The 13,981-nt window shown below is 58.0% G+C and carries 11 protein-coding genes; 7 read left to right on the forward strand and 4 right to left on the reverse strand.

The features are described 5' to 3' along the window. Positions 1-177: 177 nt before the first annotated feature. The 5 genes from EQG79_RS08385 to EQG79_RS08405 are packed head-to-tail and all read left to right on the forward strand — an operon-like array spanning position 178 to position 5,143. Positions 178-615: a response regulator transcription factor gene (locus tag EQG79_RS08385; RefSeq protein ID WP_077923513.1), complete on the forward strand. Its 438-nt coding sequence runs from the start codon at positions 178-180 to the stop codon at positions 613-615. 16 nt (positions 616-631) lie between these two features. Next, positions 632-1,804, forward strand: coding sequence for a sugar transferase (locus tag EQG79_RS31540; protein ID WP_077923512.1), 1,173 nt, complete (start codon positions 632-634; stop codon positions 1,802-1,804). After that, on the forward strand, positions 1,801-2,760 hold the full coding sequence (locus EQG79_RS08395) for a glycosyltransferase family 2 protein (RefSeq protein ID WP_129601082.1): 960 nt from the start codon (positions 1,801-1,803) through the stop codon (positions 2,758-2,760). Before EQG79_RS31540 ends, EQG79_RS08395 begins: the two co-directional genes overlap by 4 nt. Then, on the forward strand, positions 2,744-3,913 hold the full coding sequence (locus EQG79_RS08400; RefSeq protein WP_077923510.1) for a glycosyltransferase family 4 protein: 1,170 nt from the start codon (positions 2,744-2,746) through the stop codon (positions 3,911-3,913). Before EQG79_RS08395 ends, EQG79_RS08400 begins: the two co-directional genes overlap by 17 nt. Before the next feature lie 6 nt (positions 3,914-3,919). Next, on the forward strand, positions 3,920-5,143 hold the full coding sequence (locus tag EQG79_RS08405; RefSeq protein ID WP_129601083.1) for a glycosyltransferase family 2 protein: 1,224 nt from the start codon (positions 3,920-3,922) through the stop codon (positions 5,141-5,143). A 516-nt stretch (positions 5,144-5,659) separates the two neighbouring features. On the opposite strand, the gene EQG79_RS08410 is transcribed toward EQG79_RS08405, so the two are convergent. Together EQG79_RS08410 and EQG79_RS08415 are read right to left on the reverse strand one after the other, a co-directional pair. Beyond that, positions 5,660-6,844, reverse strand: a complete 1,185-nt coding sequence (locus EQG79_RS08410) for a glycosyltransferase (protein WP_129601084.1) — start codon at positions 6,842-6,844, stop codon at positions 5,660-5,662. A gap of 12 nt (positions 6,845-6,856) precedes the next feature. Continuing rightward, the gene (locus EQG79_RS08415; protein ID WP_129601085.1) at positions 6,857-7,654 is read right to left on the reverse strand and encodes a glycosyltransferase family 2 protein; all 798 of its coding nucleotides are present in this window, start codon (positions 7,652-7,654) and stop codon (positions 6,857-6,859) included. A gap of 171 nt (positions 7,655-7,825) precedes the next feature. On the opposite strand from EQG79_RS08415, the gene EQG79_RS08420 reads away from it, so the two are divergent. Next, the gene (locus EQG79_RS08420; protein ID WP_129601086.1) at positions 7,826-8,662 is read left to right on the forward strand and encodes a glycosyltransferase family 2 protein; all 837 of its coding nucleotides are present in this window, start codon (positions 7,826-7,828) and stop codon (positions 8,660-8,662) included. A 31-nt stretch (positions 8,663-8,693) separates the two neighbouring features. Next, complete coding sequence (locus tag EQG79_RS08425) at positions 8,694-9,326, forward strand: acyltransferase (RefSeq protein WP_077923534.1); 633 nt, start codon at positions 8,694-8,696, stop codon at positions 9,324-9,326. Between the two features lie 416 nt (positions 9,327-9,742). On the opposite strand, the gene EQG79_RS08430 is transcribed toward EQG79_RS08425, so the two are convergent. Both EQG79_RS08430 and EQG79_RS08435 read right to left on the reverse strand, forming a co-directional pair. Beyond that, complete coding sequence (locus EQG79_RS08430; protein ID WP_240699305.1) at positions 9,743-10,177, reverse strand: response regulator; 435 nt, start codon at positions 10,175-10,177, stop codon at positions 9,743-9,745. 612 nt (positions 10,178-10,789) lie between these two features. Continuing rightward, positions 10,790-13,900, reverse strand: a complete 3,111-nt coding sequence (locus tag EQG79_RS08435; RefSeq protein ID WP_129601088.1) for an SdrD B-like domain-containing protein — start codon at positions 13,898-13,900, stop codon at positions 10,790-10,792. Positions 13,901-13,981: the final 81 nt, after the last annotated feature.

Below are 13,981 nucleotides of genomic sequence, written 5' to 3' on the forward strand. Positions count from 1 at the left end.
CGATTAAAATGCACTAATCGATGAATGGTTAGTATTCGTCAATTGTTGCCCGGAAATAACTGGCCCCCATTAAAATTTGCGCTGGCCACCTGAATAATTACGTATATGGTTTTTAGTAAACTTATAATTTGCCATATTTGACACTTGTAACTTTACAGCAAGCACAAAGACAACCTCATGGAAAATAGCTACCACGTCCTTCATATAGATGATGACGTCTTCATCAGAAGGATCATCGAGCAGGCCCTTGGCGCCCAGTTTAAGATTACCTCATTTGCCAATGGCATGGAAGCGATGATGTGGCTGGAGTCGGGCAACGTTCCCGATATTATCCTGACCGACCTGCGGATGCCGATGCTCGATGGCACCGAAATGATCGATCTGATCCGCAGCAGCTCCCTGTACCGCCACGTACCCATTATCGTGCTGTCCAGCGCCGACGACAGCGCGCTGAAAGTGAAATGCATTGACCAGGGGGCCGACGACTTCATCATCAAGCCGTTCAATCCCCTGGAAATAGAGGCTAAAATCAAAGCCCTACTCCGCCGGACCAATGATCGCCGGACCTTCCGGACCGATTTCGATGCCGCACGACTGAGCCCTTTCCGACAGTAACGACCCTTTCTCTGTGATGACTTCAGACTCGCCCGTCAATACCGTTGATTTTCGCATACTGTATGTTGAAGACAACACCGAAAGAGCCTCTGATTTCGTGCAGGCGTTTGCTACGCTGGGGTCGGTGACGGTGCTGCCCGGCCGGTCAGAAGCGCTGGCAGCCCTCCAGCAGGGGCGGCCGTTCGATCTGGTCGTGGTCAATGATGAGCTGGGCGGGCTGAAATTCCTCAACAGCATCGACACGATCCGGCTCGACCAGGCGTTTGCCGTTATGCTGCTCAGCCCCAACGCCGAACCCGACACGAACGTGCAGGCCGAAGGTCAGCCCATTATCGACGTGTTTCCGCTGGATTACGATCCCACGGCGGTTCGGCAGCGGCTGACCTACCTCATCCGAAAAAAAGAATACAAAACAGCGTTTACGACCTTCGACAACGAAGAGCCGCTTCGGATGCCTCTCGGCAAACGCCTGTTCGACATGGCCGTATCGGCCGGGGTGCTGCTGCTGATCTCCCCCCTGCTGCTGGTGGTGGCGGTGCTGATCCGGCTCGACTCCAAAGGGCCGATTCTGTACAAATCCAAACGGATCGGTATGGGCTACAAACTGTTCGACATGTACAAGTTCAGAACCATGCGCACCGGGGCCGACAAGCTCATTTCGGGCATGGCGTCGCAGAACATGTACCAGTCGGCCCAGCCCGAGCCGGCTCCCGATGCGCTCTGCGAAACCTGCCAGCAGGCGGGTACGCCCTGCCAGCGGCCGTTGTTTCAGGATAACATGCAGGTCTGTGAGATTCAGGTGCAGCGGAACCGCAAAGCCAAAGCTATGTTCATGAAGTTCAAGGAAGATCCGCGCGTAACCCGCCTGGGCAAGTTCCTGCGCAATACGAGCATCGACGAGCTGCCGCAGCTGTTCAACATCCTCAAAGGCGATATGTCGTTTGTGGGCAACCGCCCCCTGCCGCCCTACGAAGCCGAAAAGCTGACCACCATCGGCTACGCCCGCCGGTTTGCGGCTCCGGCGGGGCTAACGGGCCTCTGGCAGGTCACCAAACGCGGTAAAGCCGGCGTGTCGGACCAGGAACGGATTCAGCTCGATGCGCTCTACGCCCGGACCTACTCCTTCCGGACCGATCTGATTATCCTGATCCGGACGGTAAAGGCTGTTTTCCAGAAAGAAAATGTATGAACAGCCAGCCGCTCGTTTCGCTGATCATCCTGAACTACAACCAGGTCGAGGTTACCTGCGCCCTGCTGGCGTCGGTACAGCAGCTGACGTATCCATCGCTCGAAATCATCGTTGTCGATAACCATTCGACCCAGAACCCCGAACCGGCCCTGATGGCTATGGGCCTGCCGAACCTGCAGCTCATCGTTACCAACGCCAACCTGGGTTTTGCGGGCGGCAACAACGCGGGTATCCGGCAGGCTACGGGCGATTTCCTGCTCATTCTCAACAACGATACCGAGCTGGCCCCCGACCTGATCGAGCGCCTGCTGGAACCCTTCGCCACCGACAACGCCATTGGGGTCACCTGCCCCAAGATTCGTTTTTTCGATCATCCGACCGTTATCCAGTACGCCGGCTACACGCCCCTGAACACCTATACCGGACAGGCCTGGGCCGTTGGCAGCCATCAGGTAGACCAAGGCCAGTTCGACCAGCCGGGCCCTACGCCCTTTGCCCACGGCGCGGCCATGCTGGTGAAGCGCGACGCCATCGAGCGGGCCGGCCTGCTGCCCGAGCTGTATTTTCTGTACTACGAAGAACTCGACTGGTGCATCCGGATCCGCGAGGCTGGCTATGTCATTTATTACCAGCCCTCGGCGCTGGTTTATCACAAAGAGTCGATATCCGTAGGCAAGGGGAACCCGATGAAGGTGTATTACCAGACCCGAAACCGGATTCTGTTCATGCGCCGGAACGTGGCTCCGCCCCGGCTGCTGTTTTTTTTGCTGTACTACGCCGGCCTGGCTTTACCGAAAGCCATGGTGCGCTACAGCCTGCGTGGCCAACTATCATTTTTGAAGGCGCTGCTCAACGGCGTCGGCTGGAACCTGCGCCATAGCGTAGCCCGTCCGGCACCCCTGTCAGCCGACGCCATAACCCTGTTAACACCCCCTGTGTATGCGAATCGGAATTGAAGCTCAGCGGCTCCTCAGACCTCATAAACACGGTATGGACATTGTCGCGCTGGAGCTTATCAATGCCCTCCAGCAGATCGACCATGACAACGAGTATTTCATTTTTGTGCGCCCCGACGTGGACGAAGGCTGTCTTACCCTGCGCGAGAATTTTACGCTGGTCAAGGTAACGGGCAACAACTACGTGCACTGGGAGCAGGTGGCACTCCCGAAAGCCATCCGCGATTACCGGCTCGACGTGCTGCATTGCACCGCCAACACGGCTCCGCTGATGCCCGGCGTTCCGCTGATGCTGACCCTGCACGATGTGCTGTTTCTGATGCCCGCCTTCGGCGTTAATACCGCAACGGCCTATCAGCGCTTCGGCAACCGGTACCGGGCCCTGCTGGTTCGGCGGCTGATTCGGCGCTGCCATAAAATCCTGACGGTGTCGCATTTTGCCAGCCAGCAGATCAAGGGCGAGCTGAACCTGGCCAAAACGCCGATCGAGGTACTCTACAACGGCGTCAGCGCCCGGTTTTCGGAGCCCATCACCGATCAGCAGCGCGACCGCGCCAGGGCCACGTACCATCTGCCCGAGCGGTTTATGCTTTTCCTGGGCAGTTCGGACCCGCGCAAAAACATGACAACGGTGCTGAAGGCTTTCATTCGCTACGGCCAGATCGACACCGATGTGCAGCTGGTAATCAGCGGCAAGCTCCCCGCGTTTCTGAAGCAGCTGCTCACCGCCGAGGAGTATGCGTTTGTGGAACAGCGCTGCCAGTTTATCGGCTACATCGACAACGACGACCTGCCGGCGCTCTATGGGCTGGCCGAAACGTTTCTGTTCCCGTCCATCAGCGAGGGCTTTGGCCTGCCTATTCTGGAAGCCATGGCCTGCGGCACCCCCGTTATCACGAGCCGGGTTACCTCCATGCCCGAGGTAGCCGGTGATGCTGCGCTGCTGGTCGACCCGCACCAGCCCAACCAGATGGTGGTGGCCATGCACCGCCTTCGCCACGACCCGGCCCTCCGGCAAACGCTGATCGAACGTGGCCAAAAGCAGGTGGCCCGCTTCTCGTGGCAACGCTCAGCTCAACAACTGCTGGCTACCTACCGTACTTTTGCCCCGGCCCCGCAGTCGGTCACGGCATCTACCTATTCAATGGCGTAATTAGCTATGCAGCTCTTCCTCCTGTTATGTCTGGCCGTTGTGGCCTATACCTACGTCGGTTACGGGATCGTGATCACGATCCTGGTAGCCCTACGGCGCTGGATCAAAGGTCGCCGGCCGCTCCCGGCCGATGATTCGTACAGTCCGCCGGTGACGCTGATCATTCCGGCCTACAACGAGATGGACTGCCTGCCCGCTAAACTCAGCAACTCGCGCGCGCTCGATTACCCCGCCGGGCAGCTCCGCTTTCTGTTCGTCACCGAAGGGTCGACCGATGGGTCTACGGCCTACCTCGAAGCCCTGCGCGACGCGGGCGACCCGCAGATCAGCGTCCTGGGCGGCACCGAACGGGCGGGCAAGGTAGCGGCCATGAACCAGGCCATGCAGCACGTCAGCACCCCGCTGGTCGTTTTCAGCGACGCCAATACCCAGCTCAACGCCCGCGCTATCCGTAATCTGGTGCGCCATTTCTACGACGAAAACGTGGGTGCGGTAGCGGGCGAAAAGCGCATCGAGGTGTTCGATGCCGAAGCGGCTGCGGGCGCGGGCGAAGGGCTCTACTGGAAATACGAATCATACCTGAAGCGGAAAGATGCCGAACTGCATACGGTCGTTGGCGCGGCCGGGGAGCTGTTTGCCCTCCGTACCAGGCTGTACGAACCCGTAGAGACGGATACGCTGCTCGACGACTTCATGATTTCCCTGCGCATTGCGGGGCGGGGGTATCGGGTCGAGTATGAGCCCGATGCTTACGCGCTCGAGCGGCCTTCGTTCTCGATCGTTGAGGAGAAAAAACGAAAAGTCCGGATTGCGGCCGGGGGTTTCCAGTCGATCCGGCGGCTGCTGTACCTGCTGAACGGATTCCGCTACGGCTGGTTGACGTTTCAGTACGTGTCGCACCGGGTGCTGCGCTGGGCCGTTACGCCGTTTCTGTTGCCGCTGATCTGGCTGGCCAATCTGGCGCTGGTGCTGGGCATCGAACCCCTGTCGCCCCTGGCCTATGGTTTCTGGGTGCTGCTGTTTATTGGTCAGTGTGCGTTTTACGGAGCCGCCTGGCTGGGGTACCGGCTGGAGCATCGGCAATTGCGCGTCAAAGTGCTGTTTGTTCCGTTTTATTTCACCTTCATGAACGGTTGTGCCATACTGGGCTTCCAGCGCTACTGGCGTGGCAACACCTCCGGCATCTGGGAAAAAGCCCGTCGCGCCAACGATCTTCAGTTAGCCAAGTAGAGACGCAACCCCTTGCGTCTCATTCGCGGCAGCACCCTGACTGTGCCCTACACCGTGGTCCGTGTCCTCACGGACCACCTACGCGACAGCAACAAACCATCCGGACAGAAGACGCAAAGGCCGGGCCGCCGGGCGGTTGCGTCTCTACGTGCGGTCAGGACGACAACCGCACAGGTACTGGTCGATACCATGCCATTTCCCCCTGACTGTGCCGATAGGCCAGCCAGGGGTGCAGACCGTGATCCCCGTGTATTATTCCCTGGAGCGTAGTCCGGGACGCGTAGCCCGATACGCGTCCCCGGTGCAGACACGAACCACCGGGCAGGTCCAACCCCTTGCGTCTTATTCGCCTTATCGACAGAACGGTTAGGAGACGCAAAGGCGGGGCCGCTGGTGCGGCTGCTTCACTACATCTGCCATCCCTGTCACTGGGGGCACGGTTCGCACCACTGACTGGCCTATCGGCACAGTCAGGGTGGTGACGTCAAACCGCCCGGCAGCGATGAATCCTGGTTCTTACTGGCTGACGCCTTTGGCGCTGTGGGGCGTGTGGAGGAACTGGTTCTTGGCCGTTTTCATCTTGTAGATCGACTTGATGAAGCTCGTGAAAAGAACCGGCAGCTTCAGCAGCTCGGCCGGGCCGATCTGACGAATCAGGGCGTTGGGCGTTGAGATGTAGAACGTGATCAGCAACAGAGCCAGCTGAATGCCGGTAATCAGCAGAAAGACCGGACTGTTGACCAGCGCACTGGCGATGACGGCCAGCAGCAACCCGCCCATCAACAGAATACGGGGTGGTATCAGCGTCTGAAACACCTTGTCGGCATAGTCGATGTTGCCTTCCAGCAACGACCGGATTCCAGACCGGAAATTCAGCCGCAGGTATTTGTACTGAGCCGCAATCCAGCGGGTGCGCTGCCGTTCGAAAACCGCTTCGTTGGGCACCTTTTCATCGTATACGAAGGCGTTGGCTACGTAGGTAAACGGAATTCGCTGACTCAGCAGCCGCATCTCCAGTTCTTTGTCGAACCCACCCACCGCCTGTACCTCCGGCATGATCTGCCGCAGCAGCGCGTATTCGAACGCCATACCCGAGCCAATGAGCGCGGCCGACAAGCCTACCGACCGGTGGCCCTGCCGGAAAATATGGTTGTTGATTTCTTCGCTGATGGCGTCCAGCACCGCCACGCTGCTGTCGGTATTCTTGGCCACCCGATGCCCCTGTACAATGCGCCAGCCCTGCTGAAAGGCCGTGTTGATTTGTTGCAGAAAGTCAGGCGCCATCAGGTTATCGGCGTCCAGGATAACGGCGATGTCGTACGTAGTGGGCAGCTGCTGCAACGCCACATTGAGCGCCTTGGCCTTGGTCGACTTCTCGAACGACACTTCGATGACCTGGATCGGAAGCTTTCGCAGGGTCTGGATGGTTTCGGGCTGCAGCGAATCGGCAATCACGATTACGTCGTACATCGATGCCGGGTAGGTTTGCAGCAAGCCCTGCTGCGCCGACTCCAGAATGACGCCATCTTCGCGATAGGCCGGAATCAGCACCGCAATGCGCTGGCTCGTGGCCGCGTAGGTCCGAACCATATTTTTGTTTTTCCGAAGCCGGCCCGCCAGCGCAAAAAACAGCAGGTACAGCACAACGAGACCCGTGTATAGAAACAGAGCGGCAGCCGCCCACTGAAAAATAAGTACCATAATACGAAGCAGTTAAGCCATTAATCGTTTCCACTCGCGCCGGAGCCGCATCGTAAACGCCTGCCCCAGTCCGCCCGACTCCAGCAGCCGGCGATCGCTGGTGCGGGCGCGGGCTTTGGGCGACGACACCCGGTATAAACGACCGCGTTCCATCAGGCAAAGGGCCATCCAGCCGTCTTCGCAGGGCCCGCTTTTATGATTCACTGTACCGGTATGACCGGCGTTGAGATTGAAGCCACCCACGGCCAGCGCGTCGGCCCGCCGGAAGGCGAAGTTGAACCCCAGCACGTTGGTGGGCTCGCTGGTCCGGCTGCGCATCAGCGACGCCAGCCGCGACGCCCGTTCGTAGAGGGCCAGCTGCAGGGGCGAGGTCCGGGCGCTGGGAATAAACGAGTAGGTGCCGTAGGTGCAGCTCACGGCCGGGTTCTCCAGCGGTTTGATGATGGTATTGAGCCAGGTAGGCGGATACACACTATCGGCGTCGGCGTTGGCAATGTAGATGCCCCGGGCCGCTTCGAGCCCGGCCTGCCGCGCGTAGGCCACGCCCTGCTGCTGTACGAACAGAGACCGAACCCCGTACTGGTCGAGCAGGGCCTGGGTCCGATCGGTCGAGTTGTTGTTGGCAATGATCAGCTCGACCCGGTAAGACGTTACCTGAGCCGCCATCGACTTCAGCAGTCGCTCAATCGTCTTTTCTTCATTATAGGCCGGAACAACAATAGACACCTCGGGGTCGTCGACCAGAAAGCGCTTCAGTTGCTGGCGGAGTTCGGTAATACCGGTGGATGGTTTGTGTGAGATAGCGGCCATAGGAGCACGAATTTCACACAAGTATAATGCTATAATTTATGATAATCCATATTAAGTAAACAATTGAGTTGTTAAAATTCGATTAACCTATTTTTTATTAACAAAACATATGCCTTATTTGAATGTATTTGTCATTCAGCACACTTACAGAGCCGTTCTATCCTGACTTGTATGAAGAAACGACCTACCTGTAGCCTGTTAATATCTACCTACAACTGGCCCGATGCCCTGCGGCTTTGCCTGTTGAGTGCGTTCCGGCAGAGTGTTCTTCCGAACGAGATTATTGTCTGCGATGACGGCTCCCGCGACGATACCCGGCAGCTGATCGATCAGCTCCGGCCGCTGAGTCCGGTGCCGCTGCTTCATGTCTGGCAACCCGACGAAGGGTTTCAGCTGGCCCGCATCCGCAACAAAGGACTGGCGCGGTCCAGCTATCAGTACATCCTGCAGATCGACAGCGACATCATTCTGCACCGCCATTACGTAAAAGACCAGCTGGCCAACGCGCGCCAGGGATTCTTTTTCTCGGGAAACCGGTATTACCTATCGCCCGACGAATCGACCCGGCTCCTGGCCGATCCGGCTGCGAGCGAGCATATTCCGTTCAAACTGAACAAGATGAGCTGGCGTCGGCTACGGCTTCCGGTTTTGCAGAACCCCATGCGCTGGTATTACCACTGGCCGACCGAGTACCTGTATACTACGGGCTGTAACATGGCTTTCTGGCGGCAGGACCTGGTCGACGTGAATGGCTACGACGAAAGTTTCAAGGGGTGGGGCTGGGAGGATACCGACCTGGCGCTGCGGCTGATGAACAAGAACGTTAGCCTGCAATTCATTCGGTTCGGCGCCATCCAGTTTCATATCTACCACCGCGAAGTCAGCCCCGACAAGCGGAACGAGAACTACGCCCGGGCTATGGTGTCGAAGGAGAAAAAAATCATCTACTGTCAGCAGGGGATGAGTCAGTATCTGCTGGCAGCCAACCACCAGCCGGCTATCGTTTAAGGCTGGCTACTACCGAATTTTCTGTATGGTCATGACTATTGCGCACAGGGTTGCCGACAACCCGCGTCTGAAACAACTTATTCATTATCTGCTCATTCCGAAAGGGCAAGCGCGTCCGCGGTGGTGGGTGAGCTGGTTCGTGAATCCGTTTATCCATAAGAAAGGCAAAGGAGCCCGCATCTGCCGGTCGGCCAGACTGGACGTGCTGCCGTTCCGAAAATTTGAGCTGGCCGATCATGCCACTATCGAAGACTTCTGCGTGATCAACAACGGGGTTGGCGATGTTACCATCGGGCCCAGCTCGCGGGTAGGCATCAGCAGTGTGGTCATCGGCCCCGTCCGGATCGGCACGCAGGTTATCATTGCGCAGCACGTGGTTATTTCGGGGCTGAACCACAGCTACGAATCGCTCGACAAACCCATCCGCCTGCAACCACCCACCAGCCGCTGTGTGGTGATTGAAGACGAATGCTGGATTGGGGCCAACGCGGTCATCACGGCCGGGGTGCGGATCGGTAAGCACTCGGTGGTAGCGGCTGGCAGTATCGTTACGAAAGATGTGCCCCCCTATTCGGTGGTGGGCGGGAATCCGGCGCGTTTGCTCAAAGCGTATAATCCCGAAAGCCAGTCGTGGGAAAAAGTACGCCCTCAACCGGTTAGCTGAGTTAGTATTCGGGGCTTGGAAGGCAATTCTGCGCCGGGGTTCTATGAACAGGGCGCCCCGCTGGGGCTCGAGAGCTTGTTTGGGGAAGTTATCTGCTGAATTTAGTCGGCTCGAGGGGCCGCCTTTTACACCCCCCAGCCCCCTAAAGGGGGAGCCGTCCGCGCCGAATGGGCTCCCCCTTTAGGGGGCTGGGGGTAAAAAAACGGGTCTCATCACGGCTTTAACTTCTCAACTGACTTCCCTAAACAACCCCTAAAGGGACGGCCGGCCGCTGCCGGAGCCGTCCGCGCTCCGGCAGCTTTTCCACGCCTGCTCTGACCTTTCCCAGCAGCCTTGCTAAAGTTATCAGAAAGACCTCGTCGTTCCGCGTCCACGCTGGTCATCTCAGTAACTTAGCTGTGATCACAGATATACCCTTACAACCGGTATCGGTTGGCAGGCAGGGTAACCGTCTCCAGCCAGTAGCTGCCCAATGTCTGGAAATACAGCAACCACTGATCATAATCGACCGGTTTTTTCAGGTAAGAAGAAGCGCCCAACTCGTACGTTTTGAGGATGTCAGCGCTATTATCTGATGAGCTAAACGTCACCACCGGAACCTGACCCAGCGGAAAAGGCATGTTTTTTATGTACTCCAGCAACGCCAGACCATCGATCCGGTCGGGCATGTATAAATCCATCAGGATCAGCTTCGGAATCTCCCACTCCTGATAGGTCCAGGCGTCCAGCTGCACCAGAGCCTCTTTCGGCGAGCGGGCCCAGATAACCTGCACGTTGGGAAGACTTTGCTGAACAATCTTCTGAATCAGCGTTCCCTGATCTTCGTTATCCTCAACGAGAAAGATGCGCACTGGTTTAGAAGCAGTTCGACTACTGATTGAATGTCCGGTAAGTTTCATAAAGCAGGGAGGTTAGCCTGTCAATATAACAAACTATTTATCAAATAGATTAAATAGTCTATTGGTCATTTTCAGGTGTATACGTTGATCATCAACCGTTTTTGTGACCGGACATGCGTTTATGAGCCAGCCTCTGCCTGTCAGCTGTCGCCAGAGATGAATGTTCATCAAAGGCCCGCCACGATGACCCGGTGGCTTGCTTTCGGTCAGAAACCAATACCAGAAACCACCCGTATCCCGGCAGGATGAGTCCGTTCAGGCGGTCCGGGCCTGCTTTCGGTTCATCGATCCGGCAGACGCCCTCGTTGTTCTGTCCTTTCGGATCCATGGCCGTCAACGGAAAATAGAATCAACGTTTTAACGTATAGACACTTGCGTCGGCCGACTGTCCCGACTTCCGGGTCGCCAGTGAGCAAACGGTCTGTCTGTTTTCGTCTGGTCGTGGGCTCGGCTCCGGGTGCTATCGACCACAAAAAACCCCGGCAACAGCGTCGCCGGGGTTTTCTAACTATCCTCTCAATATACTATCTTCATAGGGTTGGGCTCATGAGCCCAACGCCTGTATTATCTGACTTTTCGGATCACGACCGGTACGCATTTCGGCGCCGGGCATTCGCAGACCACCGGATCGAGCGTAACGGTAACGTCCGTTACACAGGTGCCACCCGCGCTGAACAGTCGAACGGTATAGGTTTGCCGCTGGGTCGGGTTCGCAATACCGGTGAAGCTCACCGCTCCGCTAACAACCAGCTTGTTGCTGGCCGCGCCGTAGACGGGTCCGCTCCCATATGAGCTGCCCGGTACGATGTCGGCACGCTCTACGTTCTGCAGGGTCGTGAAGTCAAACCGCGCATCGCTGTTCGGATTGGCACCGGTACAGGTAGCGGCAGTCACCGTCGGAGCCACATCGAACGTGGGGGCACTGTTGACGGTAATCGTAGTAGCAATGGTCGATGAACAGCCCGTCGAGAACGTACACGTAGCCGAGTAGGTCGTCGTTACCAGCGGCTCGATCGATAGCGATGCCGTATTGTCGCCAGTTGACCAGAGGATGCTGCCGCCTTCGCAACCGCCCACTACCAGATTGGTTGACGTACCGGCGCAGATCGTTGCCGAATCTATGGTCAGTTGCGGACTGGCGTTAACCGTTACCGTAGCGCTGGTCACGTCTGAGCAACCGGCTTGGTTCGTTACGGTTACCGAGTAAACTCCGGTGCTGGTGACCGAAATAGCCGCCGTTACCTCGTTTGTCGACCATCGGTAGGTTGCTCCCCCACTGGCAGTCAGCGTTGAACTCTGACCCGAGCAGATGGTAGCGTTGCTTACCGTAATGCTGGCGACCGGGTTGGCGTTCACCACTACCGTGCCGCTGCCCATCGCCGTACAGCCCTCGGCCGAGATGGCCGTTACGCTGTAGACCGTCGAGGAGCTGGCCGCGCTCAGGCTCGTCGCTAGGGTGGCCGTGTTGCCACTGGCGCCACCGACCTGAGTCAGACCTGGTGAGAAGACGTAGCTGGCGTAACCTGGTGTCGCCGTCAGACTGGCTGTAGCACCAGCGCAGACCGTCGTGCTGCTCAGGGTGATGACGGGGTTCGGGTTCACCGTAATGGCACCGCTGGCCGTAGCCGAACAGCCCGACGTAGAGATGGCCGTCACGGAATAGGTCGTTGTGCTACCGGCCGCGCTCAGGCTCGTCGCTAGGGTGGCCGTGTTGCCACTGGCGCCACCGATCTGGGTCAGACCCGGCGAGAAAACGTAGCTAGCGTAACCTGGCGTCGCCGTCAGGCTGGCCGTCGTGCCGGCGCAGACCGTCGTGCTGCTGAGGGTAATGACGGGGTTGCTGTTGACCACCACCGTACCACTGCCCACTGCCGTACAGCCCTCAGCCGAGATAGCCGTTACGCTGTAGACCGTCGAGGAGTTAGCCGCGCTCAGGCTCGTAGCGATTGTAGCCGTGTTGCCACCGGCGCCACCGACCTGGGTCAGACCCGGTGAGAAAACGTAGCTGGCATAGCCCGGTGTCGCCGTCAGGCTGGCTGTCGTGCCGGCGCAGACCGTCGTGCTGCTGAGGGTAATGACGGGGTTCGGATTCACCGTAATGGCACCGCTGGCCGTAGCCGAACAGCCCGACGTAGAGATGGCCGTCACGGAATAGGTCGTTGTGCTACCGGCCGCACTCAGGCTCGTAGCCAGGGTTGCCGTATTACCCGATGCACCGCCCACCTGAGTCAGACCCGGCGAGAACACGTAGCTGGCATAGCCCGGTGTTGCCGTCAGGCTGGCCGTAGCACCAGCGCAGACCGTCGTACTGCTCAGAGTAACTACCGGGTTCGGATTCACCGTAATGGTTGTCGATGTGCTGGCGGTACAAGTGCCGTAGGTGTTCGACGTACAGGTGAACGAATAAGCCGTTGTCGATGTCGGCGATACCGTTATGCTGGCCGCGCTGGACCCCGTGCTCCACAAAATTGTACCGGTACCGCAGCCGGTAGCCGTCAGGCTGGTGCTGCCGCCCACGCAGATAGCCGTAGCCGAAGCCACCGCACTCAGGTTCGGCAGGATACCATCTTCGATAACGAGCGGTACGCAACCACTGGCCGGACAGTCGACATTAGCCGTTGTGGTGAAGCTGTAACTACCCGCCTGCGTAATGGTGAAGCTGTTTCCCGAAGCTACCGGAGCCGGACTGGCATTTCGGTACCATTGTACATTGGTGTACCCGACGGGCAGGCTCGCGACGTACGACTCGCCCGGGCACATCTTGACCGGTACAGTCACCCCCGCGCGGCTTACGTTGTTGCGCGTGCTGATTTCGGCATCGGCGGTCGTGACATAAGCCGTATTATAGACAATACCTTCGGCGTTTGTTTTCACCGTCAGGTTAATGCTCGACGTAGCGCCGGCCAGCATGGTCCCCAGCGACCAGGTCAGTACCGTCTGCGACGAGGGTGTGGTGCTGACCGTAGCCGCTGGTGAGGATGAGACGTAGAGTACACCGGCGTCGAGGGTGTCTTTTACAACGACGTTGGTAGCCACGCCGTCGGGGCTGATGTTGTCGACCCGGATGGTGAAGCCAGCGTTACTACCCAGCGTTACGCTCGTTACGGTGGCCGTTTTTGTCAGGCTCAGATCCGGAGCACCAGCGGCCAGTCCAATATCGTACGAGTCGTTGGGCGAGTTGGTACCGCCGGTGGCGGCAAATACCACGATCTGGTTACCGATGACCTGCGCATCGCTGTCGCCACTGGTATCGCCCTGGTTCCGTTTCGTCAGCGAAAAGCCCGCTGGCAGATCGGTTGTAGCCACCCGAATTTCATAGGCCGTATTAGGCTTGAGTCCTCCCGTCACAACGGCGTCGTCGAAGGTGTACTGTCCATTGGCGTCGGAGGTCGTCTGACCGCGCTGGATTCCCTGCTGATAGAGCCGGAGTTTTACGTTACCGATCCCCACTTCGCCATCGTCCTGACGACCGTTTCGGTTGTAATCGTGAAAAACGCGGTTGCCGAGTGCCAGCGCTTTGGGTGCGTTTCGGGCACCCGGAGGCCGATTGCCAGGGGGTGAATCATCAGGTGCAAAAGCCCCCGCTGTCTGCGCTACCAGGATCAGTAGCCACAGCCCCGCCACCCGCACTAGTCGTTCTGTCAGCAGGGAGCTAAAACTGGATAACTGTTTCATAGAGGATTGTTTGTCAAGCTGTTTTATTTAGTTAAGTAATCGGTGTTGACGGTTAGCAGGTATTGAATACGTACAGGGTTT

Origin of the sequence: Spirosoma sordidisoli, from assembly GCF_004138325.1 — a bacterium.
In the GTDB taxonomy this organism is placed as follows: domain Bacteria; phylum Bacteroidota; class Bacteroidia; order Cytophagales; family Spirosomataceae; genus Spirosoma; species Spirosoma sordidisoli.